The organism is Endozoicomonas sp. ONNA1 (assembly GCF_024606325.1).
GTDB lineage: Bacteria > Pseudomonadota > Gammaproteobacteria > Pseudomonadales > Endozoicomonadaceae > Endozoicomonas_A.
Window position 1 is genome coordinate 1 of sequence record NZ_JAHHPN010000547.1, and the last position, 25,235, is coordinate 25,235.

Sequence of the window (25,235 nt, forward strand, 5' to 3'; positions counted from 1 at the left end):
GACGGCGTAGATAAGTCTACATAATTACAGATTATGTTAGATTTTTAGTAGCGGTCTCTGCATCATCAATCACCATCCTGTCACCACTGGCTTACCGACAATCACAGGCAGCACATCCGACCGTCAGCCAAAATCACTTCATCACTCCACTGGATGAATACGCTGTCCGATACTTTCCGCATCAAACCATTACCTTTGCAGAGATCAGGCATTTCAAGAGCATTGAAAACGACGTTATTATCATCACTGATATGAAAAGCCCTGAAAAAACAGCAAAAGATTCTGAAATATCCAAGTATTATGTTGCCATGACAAGAGCACGTGAGCTTTTATGTGCTATTTGGCTATAGCTCGCTGCTGTTGGGCTGCGCCTCCCCTGACACATTTTTCCGCTTAGTTGCAAATAACTCAAAGCCCTTGTCAGCCAATCCACAGAGCATGGCGAAAACCTGAAGTCCATCTTTGACGTCAACCAATCTGCCGTCTATTTTTCAGGCAGTTATTGACTAATACGAACATTGCTGTTTCCTCCCAATTGCCATGAAACTCGGTTATGCCCGTGTCAGTACACGTGACCAGAATCTAACTCCCCAGATCGAAGCCCTTGAAGAAGCTGGATGTAATAGGATTTTTCAGGATGTTGCTTGTGGTGCCAAGTCAGAGCGCCCCGGTCTGGATGAGTTGGTGACTGTATTGACAGGACACCCCAAACTCAGCAATGACCTCAAACGCCCGATGATGGAAGAGATAGGCACGAGAGCCACCACTTTCACCCTGGACAGCTTTCACAAGCACAAAAAGGATTACATTCAGTGGCTATTCACCCAATGCCTTCAACCAAAGACGAAGCCAGAAAGCATCATCAAACCGGAAGCTGTTGAATACTTGGCAGAAGCACTGGCGACACCACTGCAAATCAACCAGTATCTGAGTTTGGTGCTGACGGAAGGCCTTCATGCCGGAATCAAGCCTGTTACCGAAGAGCGGGTTAAATCAGTACTGGCTTATGACCTGAGTAGCACTGAGGCGCAGCTGGTCCATCAGGGGTATGACGCTCGTATTTTGGCGGATGCTCTGGATATCAAAAGTAAGGAATTAAGAGGATTTATACGGGCTGAGCTTTCCAGTACCCGGCGGGATGAGATTATGAGCGCCATAAAAGGGTTGGGTGTTGTATTATGAATTTTTTTTATGAAACACAAACAAATAACAACGGGGGAAAAATAATAAAGAACTTCACTTGGTCAATTATAGAATGGGGTGTGATATTGTGGGGAGTCTATATCTTTCCAAGTCTGGCTAATGCAGAAAAAGTTACGACACTTGAATGGCTTCCACCTTTGTTGGAAAACCAGGAGTATCAAGTAAAATCCAGCTTAAAAGTTAAATCAATTCAGCCGGGGACATCACCTTCAGACCAAATTTCGATAACATTATTTGCCGAACCCTATCAACACATTGTTGCGTGTTCAGAAGAGATTAGTATAGACGGTGAAGCCCCTGTTGATATGATGCGATTAGGCCACTTCCCCCCAATAAATACTTTCAGTTTGGTCATTAAGAATCCACAATCATATTTAACACTTAAAAATCCTTGTCTCTGCCCCCCAGCGACTTTAGAGCAATACCCCTACAAGATTGGGCAATATTTGTTTTCTGACCAACCGATAATGGCGGTCAGCCAAAAAAAGAAAAAGAGCAAAAACCACCTTTCTTCTTCCAGTTCAGATCTCATTGGAGGAGTGCTTGAACCAAAATCAGATTTGAATTATTCACCTGACAGCGATGGCGGTTTTTGGTTTGACGATGACTACCGGAAAAAGCGACCGGGTTGGATTCCACAACAAGTCAGTACAGACTGGAGTATGGATATATTGCCTGTCATGAGGTTGGACTGGGATTGGAACAGGATACTGCCGAGCGAGAGAGTAAAAAGCTGGCTCTTTGGAAGCAGGGATGACGAATCAGGTGTTAGATTACTTATTAACATAAATGGTCAGCCTACTGATGACCTGTTTCTCAGCCCCTTGCAATATCAGCAATTATTAAAACATATGAGTAGTACAAGAGAATTGATGTTGTGGCTAAAACCAAGGCTCACTGGTCTTGAGGCATTTATAGATGCACTGCTTGAAATCGTACAGTCGGGAGAATACAGCCTGGCTTTGCAGGGCGCACTTGAAGAGCAGCTTGCATCAATCTTGGAACAACCTCATCAGGATTTAGATTTAAACTTTGAAATAGACGCGTTGCAAAATGCCCTCAACAACCTACTTCCTGAAGCAGCGATTCATCAATTAGGTGGAAGCCAGAGTACTCAATCAAAGCAACCACCATCTGGTGAAGCGTCAGCAAACAGTCAGTCAACCAATTCACAGCCCAGCGCATCAAAAGTGCCAAAGAGTGGTAGTATTCAGAAACAGGGAGCTGGAGCGCCGCAGGGAGAGGATGGAAAGGATCCGTTGGAAGCAGATGCCAGTTTTTCAGAACCTCATCACCATTACTTGCTTAAAGTGGGTAGACGTCATTTTTATTTAGATAAGCTGGATGTTCTCAGGAAAAAAGAGAAAAAAGCTTATAAAACCTGGGTAGAGACGGTTGATGGTGTTGCTGTCCTTTTGACAGATATTGACCGAACTGGCGATACAGACATTCCTCCAGTGTCAGAAATAATTGAAAACCCAACCGTGGTTGATTACCTAAACCGCTATGGCAGTGTATTGTCTTTCAAAGATTATGATCAGCTTAGCAGTGGGGGTTCTTCTTTTCTTTCCGTAATGCTGCAAGAAAAGTGGCAGTATTTGACTCTGCCCATAGTTGCTATGCTACGCAAACGAAAAAAACTGGCTGAGCATATGGTTAAGTATGGTGATTATGAAGATCCATTCGAAACCTGTTATAAAAACAGAGAGCTTGATCAAATAATGGAGTACATGGCGAATTATATTGGAAATTATGATTTTTCTGACGAAGTTTCTGAACGATTAAGAGATCTAAATGCAACAGATAAAATATATATTTTCTGCAGATTCATTAACGGAAACATAATTACACTCTACGTTTCTCCCCATGTAAGACTTGAGTACTTAAAAGAACTTATACACGATAAGGAGGGCACCCCTCCTGATCAAATGAGACTTGTTTTTGGTGGCAACGAATTAGAAGGAGAAACGAACAAAACCCTTTCTGATTATAAGATTTTAAATGAAAGCACTATTCATCTCGTGCTTAGATTCAGTGGCTCAGGAACCATCATTATGCATCACGGAGAAGCGGAAATAAATTCACTGCTTACGCGTTATGAGAGAGGAGAACCCATCAAACAAATACCATTAAGGTTTCTTCACGTATCCTGTCATTCCTACAAACCTAAAAGCCTGTATGGAAATGAACGCTTAGCGGGCATCATGCTTTATTCCGCAGATGGCAAGTTAGATTGGGTAAAAAATGGAGTTCATTGCAAGGCTGGTTACATTATTATTCAAAGGACTCAGGCTATAAAAGGTATCAAGTCATCATTCCCGTCACAAATACATGGAAAGCTTTATAAATCGGTTTTTGGAGAATATCCAGATAGCTCTGTTATTGGTTGTGGTTTTTCTTACAATCCTGATAGTCAGGAGTGGGTATTTAACTCCATAAGCTTGAATATCGTGGACGACGACTATCATGACGGAAGCAAAATATTAACAGAGATAGAAAAAGACCTGCTTATTGATGCAGTAAAAAACTGGTTTTATACAGGCGAACAAAACTTTAACACTATTGAAGATGGAGAGGGGTTTGTCTTACCTGAAGGAGAAAGGTTTTTTTCAAAACATGCCACATGGATTCCTCACAGATAACCCAGTTCCTTCAGCACCATCTTTGAACGAAATTAAGGCTGCAGCCCCGCCTCTTTAGAGTCGGGTAAGTCGAGAGAAGGCAAGACCGGGTTGATAACCTGAGTTTGGTACTGGTATTTCAGCAAGTGAAGAAGCAGGGTCTTCAGGTGTGACTCAAGGGTACTGGATATCTATCGCCCATTGTAGACCAGAAACCAAAGAGAACTCAGAGTAACTGCCGGGTAGATGGATACTATTGACAGAGGAAGGAACTTGGGTTTATAGATCACAGGAAAGGTTATCATTAAACCTGAATTTGCATCAGCCACCCTGGTTGACTGGGTCATTCTTCCTGTTAATGGAAATTCCATGAATAAAATCTTTATGAGAATTCTATTGTTTGCTCTCGTTCTGGCCGGAGCCACTGTCTTGTATCTAAAGTTTAAACCGGTTGAAAAGCCTGTCAGTCCCGCTCCGGAGCTGACCCAACTGTTGGAAAGAGCCCAGCTTCAGTCGGAAGAAATGGCCATGCCAAAAGCAGAGCCCACTAATCTGGCAGACTGGCAGATGCTGATGCAGCAGATAGCTGACGACAACGGCTTACGGATTGGTGTCAGAGAGGGCAATGCCCAGCAGGCTGAAATCTACATCAGGAAAGGCTCGGTGGCGTCCTTTGTGAACGGGTTTGCGGATATGTACGCCAGAGGACTCAGCGTTCAGAGCATACGATTGCTGGAGACCGGAGAGCCAGGGCAGGTTAAGGCTGAAACAGTGAAGCTGCTGTTGAGTCCTTAGCTCTCACCGTACAGTTTTCACTGAGCTGAACCTGGTGACTGATCTGATGCAATCATTGCAGCACCTCCCAGTCATCTGATACTGAGTTCTTCTGGCCGTCGAAAGAGATAACGCTATCTTTCAAGAGTTCTTTCGGATCTTTTAGTGGATCTTCCTGATAAGACCTGATGAACAGTGCCGGTTTCCCTTGAGAAGTAAAGACCAATGTCGTCTACTTGGCCACAGCATAACGCTTGTCCAGAGTACTGTATCCCAACCCAGTCTCTTTCCTCACTTCAATACGCGTAGGAATCCTTTCTTTCAGTGATTCAATATGTGAGATAACGCCTACCATCTTTCCTGAAGCGTTCAGGTTGTCCAGGGCATCCAGCGCTACTTCCAGTGTCTCCTGATCCAGTGTGCCGAAGCCTTCGTCCAGAAAGAGCGAATCAATACTGGTTTTGTGACTGACCAGATCAGACAAGGCCAGTGCCAGTGCCAGACTGACCAGAAAGCTCTCTCCTCCTGAGAGGGTTTTGATATCCCGGGCAGTATCAGCCTGCCAGGTATCAATGACTTCCATGCTGAGAGCTTCGCCTGCTTTTCTGTTTAGCTGGTAACGACCATGCAGCCTTTGTAACTGCTGGTTGGCGAGGTAAATGAGGTGGTCGAGGGTCAGTCCCTGGGCAAACTTACGAAACTTGTCGCCTTTTGCCGAACCAATCAGGCTGTTGAGATGTTCCCAGACGGCAAACTGCTGTTTCTGGCGGCTAATTTCATCTACCCAGCCAGACAACTGCTGACGCTTTTTCTGATCTTCAGTGAGTGCCTGTCGGATTTCACCCAGTCGCTGATTGTTCAGGCTCAGCTCTGCGGTCTGTTGTTTCAGGCAAGTCAGAATCTCTTCAGAGGCCTGTTCAGTCAGAGCTTCCTGCAATAGCTTTTCCAACGAGGCAGCCGCGAGTTTGCAACGTTCGGTACTGCGCGCAATGGCCTTGTCCAGAGTGTTTTTCAGTGCTTCCAGTTCTGTACGTTGTTCAGGAGCAAGCAGGGACTGCTCAAACTGTTCGCTGGAATCAAAAGGACTGTCTTCCAGAGTGCTCTGCCAGTGTGCCTCTTTTCCCTCCAGTTCTGACTGATGAGTTGTTTGGTCATTAAGGTGTTGTCGGATAGAGCCGGACAGTTCGCTGACAGCGCGCAACGCTGTCTGCAACCCTTTATCTGCGCTACTAACGCTTTGTTCAGCGGTGACTATAGCCTGTTCGATCCTGCTGCGTTCCTCGCTGACCTTCAGTTCGCCAAACAGTGTGAATCTCATGTCTTTGCGATCAGCCTGCTCTCTTTCGATCTGTTCCAGTTGCCGGTTTAATTGATCAGCCTGTTGTCGGGACTGAAGCAGATTCTGCTCAAGCATCTGTATTTCATGATTAAGCGTTTGCAGTGCCTGTTGTTGCTCCAGACTCTGCTGATGGCATGTTTGCCAGCGATCTTTCAACGCTTTTTGTTCAATGAGCCAACCGTCCTGGTTTTCAAGTGCCGGAAGCGCGGTTTCAAGAGAGTGATGAAGGGCGAGCTCCAACTGGCTCAGTTCTTGTTCCTGCCCTGAGAGCTGCTGAGTCATTGTTCCGACTTGTGCCGAAGCCTGACTCAGCTGTTGTTGCAACAGAGCCAATTGAGACTGTTTCTGATCAAGCTGCTGCTGTTCCCGAGTTGCCGTCTGTTGGGCGCTTTGCAGTTGCTGGTTGATCGTATCCAGCTGTTTGACTCGCTCATTAATGGCTGACAGCTGCTCTCTGGTGTTGTTTAGCCAGGTGTGAACCTGTTCAGTGTCAGAGATATTCAGCTGAATCTGAAATGACTGACAAAGCTTCTGCCACTCTTTCTGCGTTGATGCCTGCCAATCCTGTAATTCCAGAATGCGCTTTTCTGATGTGGTGCACAGCGTTTTGAGTTCTGTTTCCAGCTGCTTTTTCCGGGTTCCCTGCTGCTCCAGTTCTGCCACAAGCTGCTTCTTTTCTTCCTGTCGATAAAAAGTGGAATCGACGTCTACCTGTTGATAACTCTGTACAGCAGGGTGTGTTTTTGAGCCACAGAGTGGACAGGCTTCGCCATCTCTCAGTTGATTACGATGCTCACTAAGGCTGGCAATCGTTTTCTCTTGAAGCAGCAGGGTTTCCAGATCTTTCAGGTGCTGAGTTTCTTTTCTGTATAGTTCCCTTTGCTGAGTCAGTTCTGCCCGAACAGCGGTGAGTTGCCTGCTATTTTCATCCAGTGTCGTTTTTTCTGCACACAGGCTGGTGTGGTTTTCAAGATGCTGCTTAACCAGCGTTTTCAGCTGCTGGCACAGTGGCACTTTTTCCATCATGGCGTGTTGTTGTCGCCTGACTAAAGACTCTTCCTGACCCTGAAGCCAATGCTGGCGTTGAGTCTGCCGTTGCTCCAACCATTGACGGGACCGGGCTAACCTTTCCTCGCTGACTTTTTGCTGTTCCAGCAACTGTTCGTGTCGGGTGCTGTCCTTCTCAATCCGGCTATGCTGTTCTTGAAGCGAGTGTCTGAGCTGATGAATCTGTTTGACCAGAGACTTTCTTTGACCAAACTGCGAACGCCAGAGCGGCAGCTGTTCTGCCAGCTTCTCATGTTGAGCATGTTGGGCCAGGTAGTCAGAGGCCTGTTTTAGAGCGTGCTGAAGTTGTTGGCGATTCTGTTGTTGTGTTGAGTACTGCTCTTCCAGACTTTGAAATGTTTTCTGACGTTCTTTCTGTGCTTCAGACAGCTCGGCCTGACTGCGTTGGGCTTCGGCGATTTGAAGATCCAGCGGAATGATCTGATCAGCTATCAACTGCTCGGTTTCTGCTTTCTGCTGTTTGACCTGCTTGAGGTTTTCCTGTGCACTTTTGCTAGCCTGTTCTTTTTCCGTCAGGGTTTCCTTGAGGGTTTGTTCTTTCTCTGACAGATCATCCAACTGTTTCTGACGATGAGCAGCCGCCGCCCTCAGGGTCGATAGCTGATCATAGACGGGCTTTATTTCCAGAGCAGGAATCGATTCGTCCAGTTTTTTCAGGGTTTCACGATGGGCTTCCTGTTGTTCCACATTTTGCAGGTGTAAATGCTCGGACGCTTGCTTTTCTTGCTCAAGCTCTGCTTTTTTTTCCAGCCAGGTATGTTGTCTGTTCAGTTCATCAATCTGGCTCTGTATCCTGCGGCTGGATTCCGTCAGGTCGGTCTGCTCTTTAGCCAGATTTTCCATAACACTGTCGTCCAGCAGCTCAACGCCTTCGGTTCTGGCCTGTAGAAGGTTGAGTGTTTCCTGCTCTGATCGTGCTCGCTCAAACACCCGGCGGGAAATTTCTCCGTAGATATCCGTGCCTGTCAGTTCTTCCAGAAGCCCGGCCCGGTCATTGGCGCTGGCCTGCAGAAAAGCAGCAAAGCCCCCTTGGGCCAACATCATGGACTTGGTGAAACGACCAAAGTCCAGACCGGTGATGTCACTGACGATTTTTAATTTGTCGTTGATGCGGCTGGTCATAATGGCGCCATCCAGTTTCGCCAGCTCCACTTGTGGACTCTGCAACTTACCGTCTGCTTTGCCTCTGGCCCGACGCTGGGACCAGAATGAACGATAGCCCTGTCCCCGAACTTCAAATTCCACTTCCGCCAGAGATTCTGACGTATGACGTGTCATCAACTCGTTATCGTTGGCTGAGACGCTGCTCAGTCGAGGTGTCTGATGATAAAGAGCCAGACAGATGGCATCCAGTAACGTGGTTTTTCCCGCCCCCGTTGGACCGGTGATGGCAAAAAAGCCGTTGTTGCGGAAGTTATCTTCGGTGAAATCAATTTTCCACTCACCTTTTAGCGAGTTGATGTTTTTCAGACGTAGACTGAGGATTTTCAAACCATTGACTCCTTCTCGTCCTCAGGCTCAGAGGTGTTGCGGTCTTCTTCCGGTTCATCCAGAGTGGCAAGGATTTCATTAAAAGCCTGACTGAGAGTGGCTGCGCGTTGCTCATCAATATCTTCGTCGCCCAGTCGACGGGCAAATACTTCAGAGACATCAAGCTCGTCAAGCGTTTCTTTGCTCTCGCTTCGCAGAGCAGCACGGTTGATTTCGCGCTTTCGACGCACTCTTAATACTTCCAGATTTCTCTCTTCCAGCATGATCTGTATTGGTTTTTGCAGATCAGTGAGGTAGTCATCAGTGCTGACTTCCAATTCCAGCCAGGTGGTCAGTGGGCATTCGTCATCGATCTTTTCCAGCGCGTCCTGAATGGTGTCCAAATTGCCTTTGAGGCTTTTGAGGCAACGAAATGTGGGCACTTCCAGCTCTGTGATGTCTGGCGCAGCACCGGACTCAAGGTCAACCAGCACAACTTGTTTGCGGCAGGATGTCTCATCAAAGCTCAGTGGAATGGGAGAGCCTGAGTAGCGAATATGTGCCTGATCCGAGACTTTCTGGGCGCGGTGCAGGTGTCCGAGGGCTATATAGTCAGCCGGAGGGAAAGCACTGGCCGGAAAAGCCGACAAGGTTCCTATATAAATGTCCCGCACCGACTCAGTCATTTGTCCACCCACTGTGGTCAGGTGCCCTGTTGCTATGGTTGGCAGATGTTTATCGGAGGCCAGTTTAAATACTTCCTGATAGTGCCTGGCGATTGCGTTCTGCAGGGCTTGCTGCTTATCGGTATCGCTGTCACCTGCCTGACTTTCCAGAACATCTCTGGGGCGGATAAAAGGTATGGCACACACGACTGCGCCGGGCTCTCCCTGATGGTTCTTTAAAACCACTATCTGGTCCTGCGGGTTTTCTGTAACGCCACCGATCACATGGGTATTCAGGCAGGCCAATAAATCTCTGGACTCATTTAAGGTTGCGACCGAGTCATGGTTGCCTCCGACAATAATCAGCTGCTGGCAGCAGGTTTTCTGGAGGTCGACAATGAAGCGGTTGTAGAGCGTTCGTGCATAGCTGGGAGGTGTTCCGGTATCAAAAATATCACCGGCGATAATAATGGCATCCACAGAATTCTCGTCGACGGTTTTTAGCAACCAGCGGATAAATGCCTGATGTTCAGGCTCTCGGCTCTTGCCCATAAAGTGTTGACCAAGATGCCAGTCAGACGTGTGAAGAATGCGCATGTATTTTGGATTAACCAGAAAGAGGAGCGGATAGTAGAGAATAAGAGAAATTCGTCTCTTTTTCACGAAACATTGATCTGTGAGATAGGCCGGTATGTGCAGGGGTGATAATGTGACCGGTTACATCACGCCGAAAAAAGGGTGACAAATGTTCATCGTCCGGCTAAACAGAATTCTGAAAGTCTGCAACCAGAAGGATAAACTATGCGCTTAATTCCTCTATCCGCTAAACCCGACGTGGGCAAATGGGCCGCCAGGCACATTGCCAGACGGATCAACGAGTTCAAGCCAACGGCAGAGAACCCTTTTGTTCTGGGTCTGCCAACAGGCAGCACACCTTTGGCTACCTACAAGAACCTGATTGAGATGAACCGCGCCGGCGAAGTGAGCTTTAAGCATGTAGTGACCTTTAACATGGATGAATACGTGGGTATCCCCGCCAATCATCCGGAATCTTACCGCACCTTCATGTTCAAGAATTTCTTTGAGCATGTTGACATCCCCCAAGAAAACATCAATCTGCTCAACGGCAATCCTGCAGACCTGGAAGCTGAATGTCAGCGCTATGAGGACAAGATCAAATCTTGTGGTGGCATTGATCTGTTCATGGGTGGAGTCGGTCACGATGGCCATATTGCCTTTAACGAGCCAGGTTCTTCCCTGTCTTCACGCACCCGCATCAAGACCCTGACTGACAAGACCCGTCAGGCCAATTCCCGTTTCTTCGAAAACGACATCGATCAGGTACCCGAACTGGCCCTGACCATTGGCGTGGGCACATTGATGGATGCCCGTGAAGTCATGATTCTGGTCACCGGTGCAGATAAGGCTTATGCCCTCCATGCTGCGGTCGAAGGTTCCGTGAACCATCTGTGGACTATTTCTGCCATGCAGATGCACCCGAAAGCCATGATCGTCTGTGATGAAGAAGCCACCATGGAATTGCGGGTGAAGACCCTGAAATACTTTGCTGAGCTGGAAGCTGAAAATATTCGCGGCCTCTGATTATCAGGCACTCACTGTTGAACGCTCTATCTGAGAAGTGCAGCAGCTTTGTGACAGCTTCTTAAGGATGAAGAGTGTCACCAATTGAAACAGCAGGCTCGCCGGATCAGAACGGATATTCCGATATCAGGAAAGTCATGCCCTTGAGAATAAAAAATGGCGGAGTAAATTTTTTTCACGGTAAAAAAAAGCAGTTATAGAAATGAGTATCTATAATTGAGCGGTGGTTTAGTCCGGAAACTTCATTAAATGTCGAGCTTCTTGTTCTGCTGCATTTCGGCCGACGTAATTAGTTGTAGGTCGCAAATGAGTTGGCGAGAAGTGGACGTGTGACGTTCGTTTATTTTCGTGCAGATCAATAAACGGTGACTCCGGTATTGGTGTTATTGTTGAAGCGAACCTAATGCTGGTTGATGCGTCTTGATGATTTTTCAGGGTTATAACATCAGAAGAGGCTTTTTTTAGTTATGAAAGTTTTACTGGTTTTACCCGTTAGTATATTTCTTTCCAGTTTCGCGTCCGCAGCAGATGTGGTATTCAGAGACGAAACGGTGGGGATCGGTTACGGCTTCAGTGCCAAGGCCGATGGCTTTGAATATAGTGCTTTGACGCACTTCAGGAAGGTGAGTGGCTTGTCGGTCACACTGGATGCTGTTGAAAAGTCCGGTGTTTACGTTCCCATTAATACCAATATCAGTCTCCAGAATGTGAATGATGATACTCATCCGACTGATGCCAAGTACCCTCAAGGAAGTGTAGGCTGGTCTCTGGACAGTCCGGATGTGTATAGGCCTACTTATACTTTTACCGTATTTGCGGGTGGTAAATTTTATTATCCCGATGAGCAGTCATACCAGATTTCATTGTCTGTAGATGGCAGGGAATACGGTCCGGTGGTGACAGACCCTCAAAGTAACTGGTCACCTACTTATTTTAATGCAGTGCCCTTCGCGGAGAGTAGCAGACTCACTATAGTTCTGTCGCCACTACCTTTAAGCCCGCTACCAGAATGCTCATCAACTGAAAAAAGCACGGTTTTGCTGTCGGGTGCCTGCAAGCTGTCGGTGTCTGAAAACCCAGTACCTGAGGGAGGCTCAGTACCTGAAAACCCATCGCCAGAGAATCCAGTAGTTGAAAACTCATCGCCAGAGAATCCAGTAGCTGAAAACCCATCGCCAGAGAATCCAGTACCTGAAAACCCAGCACCGGAAAATCCGGTACCAGAAAATCAGCAGCGTCAAGGTGATGAGGCTTAATATACTCTTTCTTGCATGAAGCAAATTTCTAGCAACTGCTTTACCCGGATAGAAGTAAGACTTTTATCCGGGTATTCATGTCAGAACTGTTTAAGAATACCTTCGACGGTGCCGTGGGCGTCTCCGAAAAGCATACGAGAGTTGTCTTTAAAGAAAAGAGGGTTCTGGACGCCAGCATAGCCTGTAGCCATGGATCGTTTGAATACCACTACCCTTTCTGCTTCCCAGACACGAAGTACCGGCATACCCGCAATCGGACTGCCTGGATCTTCTGCCGCTGCCGGGTTTACGGTATCGTTGGCACCAATCACCAGAACGACATCGGTTTCGGTAAAATCGTCGTTGATCTCATCCATCTCTTCAACGATATCGTAAGGCACTTTTGCTTCAGCCAGCAAAACGTTCATATGGCCTGGCAGACGACCCGCAACCGGGTGAATGCCAAAGCGCACCCTGGTGTTCTGAGCCAACAACTTATTGACCAGTTCTCTCAGGGGATGCTGAGCTTGGGCGACGGCCATACCGTATCCGGGAGTGATAATCACACTGGAAGCATTTTTCAGCATTTCAGCGACTTCTTCCACATTGACCTCAGTGTATTCACCTTGCTCCTCACCTTCTGCTACAGAGCCGCCTTCGGTGCCAAAACCACCAAGAATAACGGATATAAAGGATCTGTTCATGGCAGCACACATCAGGTAGGAGAGTATGGCACCTGACGAGCCTACCATGGCACCTGTGATGATCAGCAGATTGTTTCCCAGCATGAAGCCAGTAGCCGCAGCGGCCAGGCCTGAGTAGGCATTCAGCATGGAAACCACTACCGGCATATCTGCACCACCGATACCCATAACCAGAGTGATACCAAAAACAAAGGCCAAACCTGTCATGACAATGAGTGCCAGAATACTGTCCTGCTGTACGTATATGACCCCCATAAGAATGGCCAGAACAATCAGGCCCAGGTTAGTCCAGTGGCCGCCGGGCAGTGATACTGGACGGCTGTTGATGTTGCCATTCAGTTTCAGGCAGGCAACAACCGAACCGCTGAAGGTGATTGCACCAATGATAATGCCAATGAAAATTTCAATGCTGTGAATCAGCTGATCAGCAGGCGACACCAGATTGGCAGCCGCCCTGGCCATTGATTCTGAAGATTCAATGGCGCTTGAAAAGCCGATCAATACCGCCGCCAGACCACCAAAACCATTGAGGATGGCAACCAGCTGTGGCATTTCGGTCATTTCCACTTTCCTGGCCAGGAACAGACCTGTGGCTGTGCCCACAATCATCATAATGGTGATATAAGTGAAGCCTTCGAGGTGCGCATATCCCAAAGTGGCCAGCACGGCGATGACCATACCGATCATGCCATAGAGACTGCCGCTCTTGGCTGACTCCTGACGACTGAGGCCTGCCAGACTCATGACAAACAGCAGTGCTGCTATCAGGTAGGCGGACGATAATAATCCTTGTGACATTCCTGTAACTCCCGCTGCGATTAATTATCTCTGATGAACATCTTGAGCATCCGCTGGGTCACAGCGAAACCACCGACAATATTGATCATCGCCACCAACAGGGCGATGCCCGACAGAGCCAGAATAATATTGTTGTCACTCCCCATTTGCATCAGGGCACCAATAACGATGATGCCGCTGATGGCGTTGGTCACACTCATCAGAGGTGTATGCAGGGCGGAAGTAACATTCCAGATGACGTAGTAGCCAATGATGGACGACAGAACAAATACGGTGAAGTGCTCGAGAAAACTGGCCGGAGCTGAATGGGCAACCCATCCGAAGATGGCCGCACCTGCAGCGATCAGGGCAGGCTTTAACCAAGGGCGCGAAGGCTTATCTTTCTTGACTTCATCAACTTTTGGAGCCGGTTTGGCTACCTGAGCAGCACTGACTTTAACAGGCGGTGGAGGCCAGGTGATACTGCCCTCTTTCACGACGGTGAGACCACGGACTACTTCGTCCTCAAAGTCGATGACCAGGTTGCCGTCTTTCTCAGGTGTCATCAGTTTCAGCATATTTACCAGGTTGGTGCCGTATAACTGGGATGACTGGGTCGGTAGCCGACTGGGTAGATCGGTATAACCGATGACAGTGACACCGTGCCTGATCACAACCTTGTCTTTTTCTGTGCACTCACAGTTACCACCGGTCTGTGCGGCCAGATCGACAATAACACTGCCCGGCTTCATGGCTTTAACCATCTCTTCCAGAATCAGCTTGGGTGCCGGGCGACCCGGAATCAGGGCGGTGGTGATAATGATGTCGACCTCTTTGGCCTGTTCCATGAACAGAGCCATCTCGGCGTCAATAAAGGCCTGACTCATCTCTTTGGCGTAGCCGTCGGAAGAGTCCTGTTCTTCTTCGTAATCGAGCTCCAAGAATTCAGCCCCCATGCTTTCTACCTGCTCCTTAACTTCAGGACGGGTATCGAAAGCGCGGACAATAGCTCCCATGCTGCCAGCAGCACCCAGGGCGGCCAGACCGGCAACACCGGCACCAATAACCATAACTTTGGCAGGTGGGATTTTACCAGCAGCAGTAATCTGGCCATTAAAGAAGCGGCCAAAGTGATGTGAAGCTTCGACAACAGCCCGATAGCCACCAATATTAGCCATAGAGCTGAGGGCGTCCAGTGATTGGGAGCGGGACAGCCGGGGTACGCTGTCTAAAGCCAGCACGTTGACGTTGCGCTCACTGAGCTTGTTCATAAGCTCTTCATTTTGACCGGGCCAGATAAAGCTGGCCAAGGTGGCGCCGTCTTTTAATAGAGATATTTCGTCGTCTGTAGGTGCATTGACTTTCAGGACGATATCGGAACCCCAGACTTCTGAGCGTTCTGCTATTTGAGCGCCAGCCTCTATAAAAGCTGCATCATCAAAGCTGGCTTTAATACCAGCTCCACTCTCAATGATGACGTCATAACCGAGCTTTTGCAGCTTGCCTATCGTATCAGGCGTAGCAGCTACCCGGTTTTCGTTTTCCTGAATCTCTCCAGGGATCCCTATCCGCATATCGGTCACCTAGTGTAGCTATCAAGTGTCGCTATAAAATGTTCTGGCAGACGTGGGCTGCCGACCAGTAGTTGTGCCTTCACCGTCGTTTTTCATCGCATCAGTACAGAGCACGACGATGGCTTAAAGCTGTCTTTCTTTACGGGAGACGATGCTTGTCAGAACACTGTGTTTTTTTGACCCTGTTTTTCATGGCCTGGGCCTCCCTAATCCGGCTCAATCCGAACTTCATCCCTGAGAGGTACTCGGGTATGAATTCCGATCACGTATAGTATGTGATTTTAAGTGAAAAGGGTAATTAACTACATGAATAGTATGTTTTCCGTTAGCATAACTTTTCGATTTCCGGCTTTTACGTACTGTCATATCTGTCTCTCTGTATATGTATAAAGATTCTCGTGGATAGCTTTGAAGTGGAAGATTATGACAATTTATTCTTAATAATGAATAAATTCTCTTTTTTAAAGGGGTATTGCGAGTAAAAGTTTGGTAGGTTGTGTTAAGGTTTGATTTCAATGTCCCGTGTCTACGGACACTGCCCGGGATCAGCTGATCCTAAGTCTACTCAATGAATCGGGGCTTTGCTTGGTCAGAATGAGTCAGGGCAGCGAGAAGCTGCCCTGACTGGGTGCGTGAAATTCACGCGGGGGAGGCGAATTCTTTAGCCAAACTGATTCATGGTATTGTCTTCACCGGCCGCTTTCAGTGCAGCATCACCAGAGAAGTATTCTTTGTGGTCATCACCCATGTCTGAGCCAGCCATGTTCTGATGTTTAACACAGGCAATACCCTGACGAATTTCTTTGCGCTGAACGTTAGCTACATACCCCAGCATGCCCTGATCACCAAAGTACTCTTTAGCCAGATTGTCAGTGGACAGCGCGGCGGTGTGGTAAGTTGGCAGAGTAATCAGGTGGTGGAAGATACCTGCTTCACGGGCAGCGTCAGCCTGGAAGGTGCGGATCTTCTCATCAGCCGCCTGGGCCAGTTCAGTTGCGTCGTACTCTGCACTCATCAGTTGAGCACGGTCGTAGGCAGAAACGTCTTTACCTTGTTCGCTCCAGGCATCGAATACCTGCTGGCGGAAATTCAGAGTCCAGTTGAAGGACGGTGAATTGTTGTAAACCAGCTTGGCGTTAGGGCAGGTTTCACGAATCTTGTTAACCATCTCGGCGATCTGGCCAACATGAGGTTTTTCGGTTTCAATCCACAGCAAGTCGGCACCGTTCTGCAGGGAAGTGATGCAATCCAGAACTACACGCTCAACACCGGTGCCCTGACGGAACTGGAACAGGTTGCTGGGCAGACGCTTGGGACGAACCAGCTTGCCGTTACGGTTAATGATCACGTCACCGTTGTTCATGTTCTCTGGAGTCACTTCTTCAACATCCAGGAAGCTGTTGTACTGGTCACCCAGGTCACCCGGTTGATTGGTTACCGCCAGCTGCTTGGTCAAGCCAGCACCCAGGGAGTCAGTACGGGCAACAATTACCCCGTCGTCTACACCCAGCTCCAGGAAGGCGTAGCGAACCGCGCGGATCTTGGCCAGGAAGTCTTCGTGAGGAACGGTTACCTTACCGTCCTGGTGACCACATTGCTTCTCATCGGAAACCTGGTTTTCAATCTGGATGCAGCAGGCACCGGCTTCAATCATTTTCTTGGCCAGCAGGTAAGTGGCTTCTTCGTTACCGAAACCAGCGTCGATGTCGGCAATGATAGGCACAATGTGTGTCTGATGGTTGTCGATCTGGCTCTGGAGGTCTGCTTCTTTTGCGGTATCGCCAGCTTTGCGGGCAGAGTCCAGTTCACGGAACAGGCCACCCAGTTCACGGGCGTCAGCCTGACGCAGGAATGTGTATAGTTCTTCAATCAGGCCGGCTACAGACGTTTTCTCGTGCATGGACTGGTCAGGCAGAGGACCAAACTCAGAGCGCAATGCAGCAACCATCCACCCAGACAGGTAAAGGTAGCGACGATCCGTGTTGTTGAAATGTTTTTTGATGGAGATCATTTTCTGCTGACCGATGAATCCATGCCAGCAGCCCAGAGACTGGGTGTACTTAGCTGTGTCAGCGTCGTAAGCCGCCATGTCTTCACGCATGATCCTGGCGGTGTAGCGGGCAATATCCAGACCGGTCTTGAAACGGTTCTGCGCTTTCATGCGAGCAGCGTATTCAGGATTGATCGCTTCCCAGGAAGAGCCCTGAGTAGCTTTGAGTGAAGCAATTGCGTCAATATCGTTCAGGTAGTTTGACATGATCAGTCCTTCCATTTTGCGACGTCATCAGTGTGGTTTGATGATCAGTCTTCATTGTTGGAGTCTTGCCGACCCGGTGACTGCATTCTGTGATTTGTGAACATTTGTGACAATCCTGTTATTTTTATTTTTGTTATTTATTTCGTGAATAGTGGTGTCTTTTATTCGGGCTGAGAAAAGCGTTCACACTGAAGAATATTACTTTGCTGCTTTATTATTATAATAAAAACAAGTGGTTATGTTTATTTTGGGGAAGATTGTTAAATATACGACCATACTTTTATATATACTAAGTATTTCCTTATCTCGCAGTAATTTTCTAATAAAATGCCTTTTTGTGCTTTCATTTGTGATCTTTTGATAATTGATATTTTAGGTCGGGGAGGGGTACTCCTTGAGCAAATTTCAAAAAGTCATTCAATACCTGCTGTTCATAGTAATGCGGCAAAAGTCCCTTTTCTGCACTAATGCTGCCCCACGAAAGGCTGTGCGAGGAAACAAGACTCAAACGAGCTGATGGACAAAAATCGCTTGCAAGGCTGAGCCCCGAGGGCAACTTTGCCACTTACCTGCACGGATTAGGATGGACGTCTGGAACTTTTCACTGATTTTATAATCAAATCCGTAAGATTATGAACATTTCAAAAATAATCATTCATTTATAGCTATTTCTAACAGGGAGTTCAGCAAAATGAATATTTCAGGGAGCCCATCTTTTCCTCCTGTTGGTCAAAATCCGCAAGATGCCCAGGAGGTTCCTCCCTTCCAAAAGGATCACTCCGGCTACCCAACAGCTCAATCCTGGGGCAAATACCTTGTTAAAGAAGTTTTGCAGGGGCGTGAACAAGACGGCTTACCCGTCAGAAATATGTCTGATCCTTCTGCTGTTACACAATCCCCTATGGAATGGTCTTCTGTACAAGCTTACCCCGCTTCCACACATGACTTACCACAAGGCAATCTTGGTCATGAATTAAAAGAGTTCCTGAAGAGGTTTGCCGTGTGCATGGACAAGCAGAAACCATTGCCGGTCAGCGACTATAAAGCATTTATCAAATACTTCGGGAAGCTACCGCCCGATGCTGACCCTGATCAGCTTGATTCTGAAGATTACCTTCTGAAAATTAAAGAAAATCCTTATTATATAGAGCAGGTACCCCAGGAAAAGTTAACACCCGATTTGTGTGTGCAGGCATGCACGAAATTTCATTATGGGAATTTGCAGTATGTACCTGAAAGGATTAAGACCGATGAATTCTATCGGGCTCTGGCACTTGAGGAATGTGATGCGCTTAGCTATGTGCCTGAGAAGATAAAAAGACAATGGCTGTATGATGGTTTTTTTGACTTGCTGTTTGAAAAATATGATGACGTTATTCAGGACATTCCCCGCGAAGCAAAAACTGATGCCCGTTTTGAAATAGCCTGCAGAAAATCGCCCACTGCGCTGAGCAGTTACCCGAAAAATAAACCTGTTAGTGATCACCTGTTAACCATTGCAATCGAACGCTTCGGGTCCCTGCAGTATTATCCGGACCATAAAAAAACAGCAGAACTTTGTGAATTAGCCTGTCGACGCAATGGGTTAGCATTAAAGTACGTTCCTGAAAAACTGAAAACTGCAGCATTATGCCAAATGGCCGTTGATAATGATGCCGACGCCTTCGAATTCATCCCGGAAGCAGTCAAAACATTCGAAATGTATCTGGCAGCCTCTAAAAGTGGCCGCGCGTGTAAGAAGCTTCCCGAATGTCTAACACAAGCACAACAAACGGAAATATATCGCACTGCCTGTACTTGTGGCATAACAGTATTGGATGATATTCCAGAGCAGTTTATTACTGAAGAATTCCTCAAGTCAGTCTTTACCAACAAGGAACATGTAAACACCCCTCTTGCCTGTGCCGCACACATTAACCTTTCACGATTTGTCGAAGATGATAAAGCGTTTGAGCTGTATTCTTTAGCCCTGAGCCTGTCACCCGATGCGCTGGAGTTTGTGCCCAAATACATAAGAAAGGGGGCAATCCTTCATGAGGCATTAAAACATGATGTGTCGGTATTGAAATATGTTCCCGTGGAAAACCTGAATTTGACTGAGTGCTGCCTGAAAGCATCAGTTACAAAAGAGATGATGGATACAGTGGATGCAAACATAGAAGAATGGCAGATAAGATTAATAAAGCTTAACAAAATGCCTTATGTACCAACCAACGTTCAGTTGATGTTTTTGTCGAATACGCATTCGACGCTGGAAGAAAAACTCAGGTTAATTGAATCATTAGATGCTCCGGGTTACACCTTCCCGGAACAGGTATTAGCGGCACCACTGGTTTGTCATAAGTCTCCTTTGCAATTCAGGTGTACCAATCTGTTTTTGTTACCTCTGATTTCAACTGCTCACAAGGTCACCGGATTTGCGCTGCCCAAAGCCGCTGATGGTGAGAGCATCAACCGATACATTGCCAGGAATATGCCTTCATCGTTTGGGCTGCATGATATACCTGAAGAACTGTGTCCGGCAAACGACTCAGCAGTCCGGATTGTCGGTGGACGGACAATTCAATGTCTGAAGGTCGGTGGCCAGGCCACATATTTTAAATTCCAGAGAGCCGGGGAACCCCTTGAAACATTGGCCAGGGAGGGGCTGCTTTATCAATTCATCGCTACTACCCCAAGGCTGGCATTCAAGAGCGAGTTGCCAAAGTGCCAGGCTTTTATGCAACTCCCCCTGCGCGAAGGTCTGCGGTGTTTGATTAGCCAGTTTGATGATCGTGTGGAGATGACCGAAAGACACGGCCAGCAGTATATCAATGTCTTTTCCTATACAGCACCTGCCGCCTATGCCCGGTATGCCCATTCGCCAGAAGCAGAAAGTGACTGCCCCCGGGAGCGCCCGGAGCAGGGCATCCTTAAGGCCTGTCACGATGCCGGTTACATGACCAGCATGGGGCTGGTGCCGACCAGTATGCTGCAGTGCCTGCATGATACTGATCGCGGTCGGGGCTGGGTCGCCTTGCATGCGGCCATGAATCTAATGCATGACAATATTCACCCTGGCAAATTAGCGGCGTGGAATACTCTTGCGACCGATAAGATTGATTTTGGGCACTGTGGCATGCGTGACTTGGGTGATTATGAAACCTTTGGCGATATCCAGAACTGTTTACGGCAGAAAGACACCCTCAATCACTGTTATCCGCCCATAGTTTCTCAGCGTGTTGCCCTGGCCAATAGTATTTGTGAGATCATAGTATCGGCGGTTCTGGTGCGGTCACGTTTACGCCAAAGGGATGATGGTTATCACTACAAAAACCCTAAGGCACTTAAGGAAACGGCCACATTTATTGAATCAGCCTGCAATCAATTCCTGTCGGGACTGATGCCTCTGCCTGCCACACTCAATCACCTCCAATCCTTACTGGGTCGGGAAGATCAGGAGTACCGGGAATGGCTTGGCCGGGTAGCGCAGGAGGTGCTCTACTGGACGGCACTACAGCCTTGTGAGTCAGGCTTTGATCAGCTCACCGGGAGTGAATATGACCAGGCCGACTGCTACCTGAATCATGTAAAAAATAATAAACGCCTCAGTGAAACACTCTATCCATATGGTGCTGGCAAGCGTCTAAGCGAGAAAAATTTTTTAAATATGAATGATCAGTTAAATCTTGGAGCCTATAACTCCACATTTCCACTGATTTCGTTAATGAACGGGCTGACCAGAATGTGTACTGGTGTATTGGAGCAGCTGAACCATTCAGGCAGGCGTTGAAATCATGAACCGGGCAACCTGCCTGAACCAGAAATGACCCACAGATTTGACTGACAAGGCATTTTTCAATTTGTCACTTCTTTTCTAACTCTCCAGAAAAAGGATCATCTCATAGTGACGAACTCTTCTGCAGAGGTTGGATGGATAGCCACTGTGTTATCAAAGTCTGCTTTGGTTGCACCCATTTTTAGCGCCACTGCAAAACCCTGCAGCATTTCGTCGGAGCCGTGACCTATGCTGTGAATACCAACAATCTTCTCTTCTTTACCCACGGTAACCAGCTTCATGCGACTTGGCTGACGGTGACTGGTCAGTGCACTGTACATGGCAGTAAAGCCACTGGTGTAAACCTTAACGTTTTCCTCGCCATGACGTTCAATGGCTTCGCTCTCGCTCAGACCCACGGTGCCAATCGTAGGGTGACTGAAGACGACAGTCGCAACATTGTCGTAGTTCAGGTGCTCTTCCGGTTTATTGTTAAAAAGTCTCTCTGACAGACGACGTCCGGCAGCAACCGCAACAGGAGTCAGTTCGATCTTGCCAATGTTGTCGCCTACCGCATAAATACCCGATACATTGGTGTTCTGGAACTTATCCACAGGAATGTAGCCGCGTTCGTTGGTTTCTACGCCTGCTGCTTCCAGATTGATGGAGTGGGTGTGTGGCTTACGACCTGCAGCCCAGATAACGGTATCAACTGTCAGACTGTTACCATTTTCCAGATGAATAGTCAGGCTGCCATCACTTTCTTTGGTGATCTTTTCGGGCACAGAGTGAGTGTGAAGGGTCGGACCTTCAGCTTCCATAATCTCAACCAGAGTATCGGAGAGCATGTCGTCGAAGCTGCGCAGTGGTTTGTGTCTGCGAACCAACAGATGGGTTTCACTACCCAGGGCATGAAGAACACCCGCCAGCTCAACCGCAATATACCCTGCACCCAGAACCGCAACACGCTCAGGGCGCTCGGTGAGTTCAAAAAAGCCATCAGAATCAATGCCGTATTCTGCACCAGGAATCGATGGGATAGCAGGCTCACCACCGGTAGCGATGGTAATGTGATCAGCTGTGAAGAGAACACCGTCCACTTCAACGGTTCTGGCATCCACAAAACGACCGTAACCTTTTATGACGGTGACTTTGTTATTACCCAGTACACGGTCATAGGACTGGTGAATACGGCCTATATAGGCCTCACGGCTTTCGACCAGTTTGCTCCAGCTGAAGTTTTTCAGGATTTCCTCACGGTTCAGGTCAAAGCCGTAATCGGGGCCATAGTGAATGGCATCGGAAATCTGTCCTGCAAACCACATGGCTTTCTTGGGGACGCAGCCAACGTTTACACAGGTACCGCCGAGGTGTTTGGCTTCAATAAGGCCAACTTTTGCGCCGTGCATGGCAGCACGATTGGCAGTACCGATGCCGCCGCTACCGCCACCAATGACCAGGTAGTCAAAATGGTTATCTGTAGTCATGATTTTTCCTGATGAATTTGAAGTGAAGTTAAAAGACACTATATGGGCAATCTCAGGAATTTAAATCTCTGAGGGTCTAACTCTCTGTTGAATGGGGCGCTCTGAGCTTATGAAAGTTTGTAAACGTTACTTCAATATCCCACTGTTACGCGACAACTTCCCAAAGGTAACACATTAAGGTTGTACGAAAGTACCTAAAAACATGTATCTATATGTCGGGTTGTACGTATGCCAAGGGCTGTATCCATTTTTCAAAAAACTGGCACGCCGATTGTATATTTAGGGTCGAAAGCAAGAAAATCTGCCGAAAATAAAAATAATAACGAGGCAGGTGAACCGACAGATAATAACAATAATAAAAGTCGGTGACCGTACAAGCGGATTGGTTTACAGGATGTTTTTTTGTGGTGTAGCAACCAACAGGGAAACCGGAGCTGAGAAGAATTGCAAAAGCAACGCAAGCATCCGGGTATACATGGAAGGATAATAAAGCAATTATCCACACAGCCCGTAAACCAATCCGCTTATTTTTATGTTCAATAGCACTCCGCTGAAACTCTCATTCCTTCGTCATCTTATCTCCGACCGGCAACTGCTATGTACACGTTGCTGCATGCTCTGAATTTCTGACGCCGTAAGCGGGTTTGTTGATTAGGATCATTAGAGCAGTATGACTGGCTGAACTTTGAGGTAAGGATGGGTGCGTCAGGGCGGAGGGAGGAGCGTAGCCGAAAAGCTACGCTCCGTCATGATTAGTCAGTCATCAATCAGACAGTCCGGGCCTGCTGCTCACCGATGTGGTGGAAGTCGATGTTTTCATCGCTTTCACCGGCTTCAAGATCGTTATAAACCTTTAGATCCATCTCGCCTTCGCTCTTGGCAACGATACAGCTTACAACACTGTCGCCTGTTATATTCACAGCGGTACGTACCATGTCCAGCAGTCGATCTACACCCATGATCAGGGCAATACCTTCCAGAGGCAGGCCTACCTGCTGCAGAACCATCGCCAGCATAACCAGACCCACGCCGGGTACACCCGCAGTGCCGACGGAAGCCAGAGTGGCAGTGACAATCACCATCAGATAGTCACCCATACTCAGGTCAATACCAAAGGCCTGGGCGATAAAGACCGTCGCAGCGCCCTGCATGATAGCGGTACCGTCCATGTTGATGGTACTGCCCAGAGGTATAGTGAAAGAGGCAACCTTGTTGCTAACACCCATACGACGGGTTACGCCTTCCAGAGTGACCGGGATAGTGGCGTTACTGGAGGCAGTAGTAAAGGCAAACATGAAGGCATCCTGCATTTTTTTCAGAAAAATGCGTGGACTCAGGCCTGTAGTGATTTTCAGCAGACCACAGTAAGTGATGAACAGCTGCAGAGCCAGAGCCCCCAGAACGACCAGGAAATACTGAATCAGGTTGCCGATAGCACCCAGATCAATTGTGTAGAACAGCTTGGCCAACAGACCCATCACACCGTAGGGTGCCAGGTTCATGATCAAGGTAGTCAGCTTCATCATGACTTCGTTCAGAGCCACAAAAATCTTTACAATAGGCTCAGCGGGCTTACCTGCGGCGGCAATGGCAATCCCGAACAGCAGGGCAAATACGATGATTTGCAGTGTGTTACCGGAGGCCATGGCTTCAATGGGGTTGGCTGGGAACATGCCAATGATGACTTCAGACAACGAAGGTGCGGTAGAAGCGGCATAAGAAGAAGCGCTTTCCAGGTTGGCACCTTCACCCGGGCTGACCAGCAGTGCCAGTCCCATAGCCAGACTGATGGCAATACACGTCGTAAACAGGTAGAAGGCGACTGTTTTACCGCCCAGACGGCCCAGTACTGTGACGTCTTTCAGAGAACAAGTTCCGCATACGATAGAAGTGAATACCAGAGGTACTACAATCATTTTCAGGGCGGTCAGAAAGATTTGACCGATGACGTTAAATACGCCATTTACCAGGTAATGCTCAATAAAAGTATTACCTGTAAACTGACGCATTATCAGGCCCAGAGCCAGACCTGCCACCATGCCGATCAGCACTTTGGCCGTGAGGGAAAGTCGAATCCACTGCTTCATATTAATTTCCTATGTTACCAAACATGACCCTCTCGCTATTCGCTTGTCCTTGTGTTGCGAGAGAGAGTTATGCGGGGTGCATGTCAGATCAGACTTTCTTGGATGTGTTATTGCTGAGTAACCCAAGCGATTTCTTGAGGCGCTTATGGAGTTAGTCTGGCCTGCCGGGTTTTTTATGGCAGGGCTGCACTGGTCAAAAGAATTCAACCAGCGTCCCCGATCTCTGAAGCATAAGTTCGTTTGGCATCAAGCGGGTTTGACCTAGATCAATAAAAGGATATATAGCGATAATAGCCTGGCACTTATAACGTTATTTCTTGACTTATGTTGGATGCTTAGTGGATATAACTGCCTTTTTTAAGTTTTATTCAGTCACGGTTAACTCTGTTCTGACCGGACTCTGAAAAGGGTGTCCAGCCTTTTAAGCATTTTATCGGTTGGGAGCTGTCAGTCTGCAGTATCGTTCGTGATGGCGGGAAAGTATTAGAGCAATGGAATAAGGAGAGACTTTTTGCACGTCTTCCGACGTGCAAAAAAGAACTTACATTTCTAGCAGCCTATCGGACTTAAGCGTCCGTAGCGAGGATTGCAAGAAATTAAGGATAAAAATTTCTG

Annotated in this window: 12 protein-coding genes and 1 pseudogene; 6 read left to right on the forward strand and 7 right to left on the reverse strand. The window is 47.7% G+C overall.

The window, feature by feature from the left end; all coding sequences use genetic code 11:
- Positions 1-540: 540 nt before the first annotated feature.
- From KDK19_RS24395 to KDK19_RS12585, 3 genes and pseudogenes are all read left to right on the forward strand, one after another.
- Positions 541-687 (forward strand): annotated as a pseudogene (locus KDK19_RS24395) (recombinase family protein); the annotation flags it as partial.
- Between the two features lie 491 nt (positions 688-1,178).
- Positions 1,179-3,845 carry a ubiquitin-like protein gene (locus tag KDK19_RS12580; protein ID WP_257292098.1) on the forward strand — a complete coding sequence of 889 codons (2,667 nt, stop codon included), beginning with the start codon at positions 1,179-1,181 and terminating at the stop codon, positions 3,843-3,845.
- Between the two features lie 348 nt (positions 3,846-4,193).
- On the forward strand, positions 4,194-4,619 hold the full coding sequence (locus KDK19_RS12585) for a hypothetical protein (RefSeq protein ID WP_257254243.1): 426 nt from the start codon (positions 4,194-4,196) through the stop codon (positions 4,617-4,619).
- A gap of 211 nt (positions 4,620-4,830) precedes the next feature.
- Here KDK19_RS12585 and KDK19_RS12590 read toward each other — a convergent pair whose 3' ends face one another.
- Positions 4,831-8,496, reverse strand: a complete 3,666-nt coding sequence (locus KDK19_RS12590; protein WP_257292099.1) for an AAA family ATPase — start codon at positions 8,494-8,496, stop codon at positions 4,831-4,833.
- Positions 8,493-9,803, reverse strand: coding sequence for an exonuclease subunit SbcD (gene sbcD / locus KDK19_RS12595; RefSeq protein WP_257292100.1), 1,311 nt, complete (start codon positions 9,801-9,803; stop codon positions 8,493-8,495). Before sbcD ends, KDK19_RS12590 begins: the two co-directional genes overlap by 4 nt.
- 138 nt (positions 9,804-9,941) lie before the next feature.
- On the opposite strand from sbcD, the gene nagB reads away from it, so the two are divergent.
- Together nagB and KDK19_RS12605 are read left to right on the forward strand one after the other, a co-directional pair.
- Positions 9,942-10,742 (forward strand): glucosamine-6-phosphate deaminase, encoded by an 801-nt coding sequence (nagB, locus tag KDK19_RS12600; RefSeq protein ID WP_257280949.1) that lies wholly within the window; start codon positions 9,942-9,944, stop codon positions 10,740-10,742.
- A gap of 467 nt (positions 10,743-11,209) precedes the next feature.
- A complete protein-coding gene (locus tag KDK19_RS12605) occupies positions 11,210-11,998 on the forward strand; it encodes a hypothetical protein (RefSeq protein WP_257254248.1) in 789 nt (262 codons plus the stop codon).
- An 80-nt stretch (positions 11,999-12,078) separates the two neighbouring features.
- Here KDK19_RS12605 and pntB read toward each other — a convergent pair whose 3' ends face one another.
- The 3 genes from pntB to KDK19_RS12620 form a co-directional block, all read right to left on the reverse strand.
- Positions 12,079-13,479 carry a Re/Si-specific NAD(P)(+) transhydrogenase subunit beta gene (gene pntB, locus KDK19_RS12610; protein WP_257254249.1) on the reverse strand — a complete coding sequence of 467 codons (1,401 nt, stop codon included), beginning with the start codon at positions 13,477-13,479 and terminating at the stop codon, positions 12,079-12,081.
- Between the two features lie 20 nt (positions 13,480-13,499).
- On the reverse strand, positions 13,500-15,032 hold the full coding sequence (locus KDK19_RS12615; protein ID WP_257280951.1) for a Re/Si-specific NAD(P)(+) transhydrogenase subunit alpha: 1,533 nt from the start codon (positions 15,030-15,032) through the stop codon (positions 13,500-13,502).
- A gap of 661 nt (positions 15,033-15,693) precedes the next feature.
- Positions 15,694-17,289 (reverse strand): isocitrate lyase, encoded by a 1,596-nt coding sequence (locus KDK19_RS12620; RefSeq protein WP_257254251.1) that lies wholly within the window; start codon positions 17,287-17,289, stop codon positions 15,694-15,696.
- Between the two features lie 691 nt (positions 17,290-17,980).
- On the opposite strand from KDK19_RS12620, the gene KDK19_RS12625 reads away from it, so the two are divergent.
- Positions 17,981-21,061 (forward strand): DUF4116 domain-containing protein, encoded by a 3,081-nt coding sequence (locus KDK19_RS12625; RefSeq protein ID WP_257292101.1) that lies wholly within the window; start codon positions 17,981-17,983, stop codon positions 21,059-21,061.
- Positions 21,062-21,165: 104 nt separating this feature from the next.
- On the opposite strand, the gene gorA is transcribed toward KDK19_RS12625, so the two are convergent.
- Positions 21,166-22,533 (reverse strand): glutathione-disulfide reductase, encoded by a 1,368-nt coding sequence (gene gorA, locus KDK19_RS12630; RefSeq protein WP_257254254.1) that lies wholly within the window; start codon positions 22,531-22,533, stop codon positions 21,166-21,168.
- A 767-nt stretch (positions 22,534-23,300) separates the two neighbouring features.
- Positions 23,301-24,620 carry a dicarboxylate/amino acid:cation symporter gene (locus KDK19_RS12635; protein WP_257254255.1) on the reverse strand — a complete coding sequence of 440 codons (1,320 nt, stop codon included), beginning with the start codon at positions 24,618-24,620 and terminating at the stop codon, positions 23,301-23,303.
- Positions 24,621-25,235 lie beyond the last annotated feature (615 nt).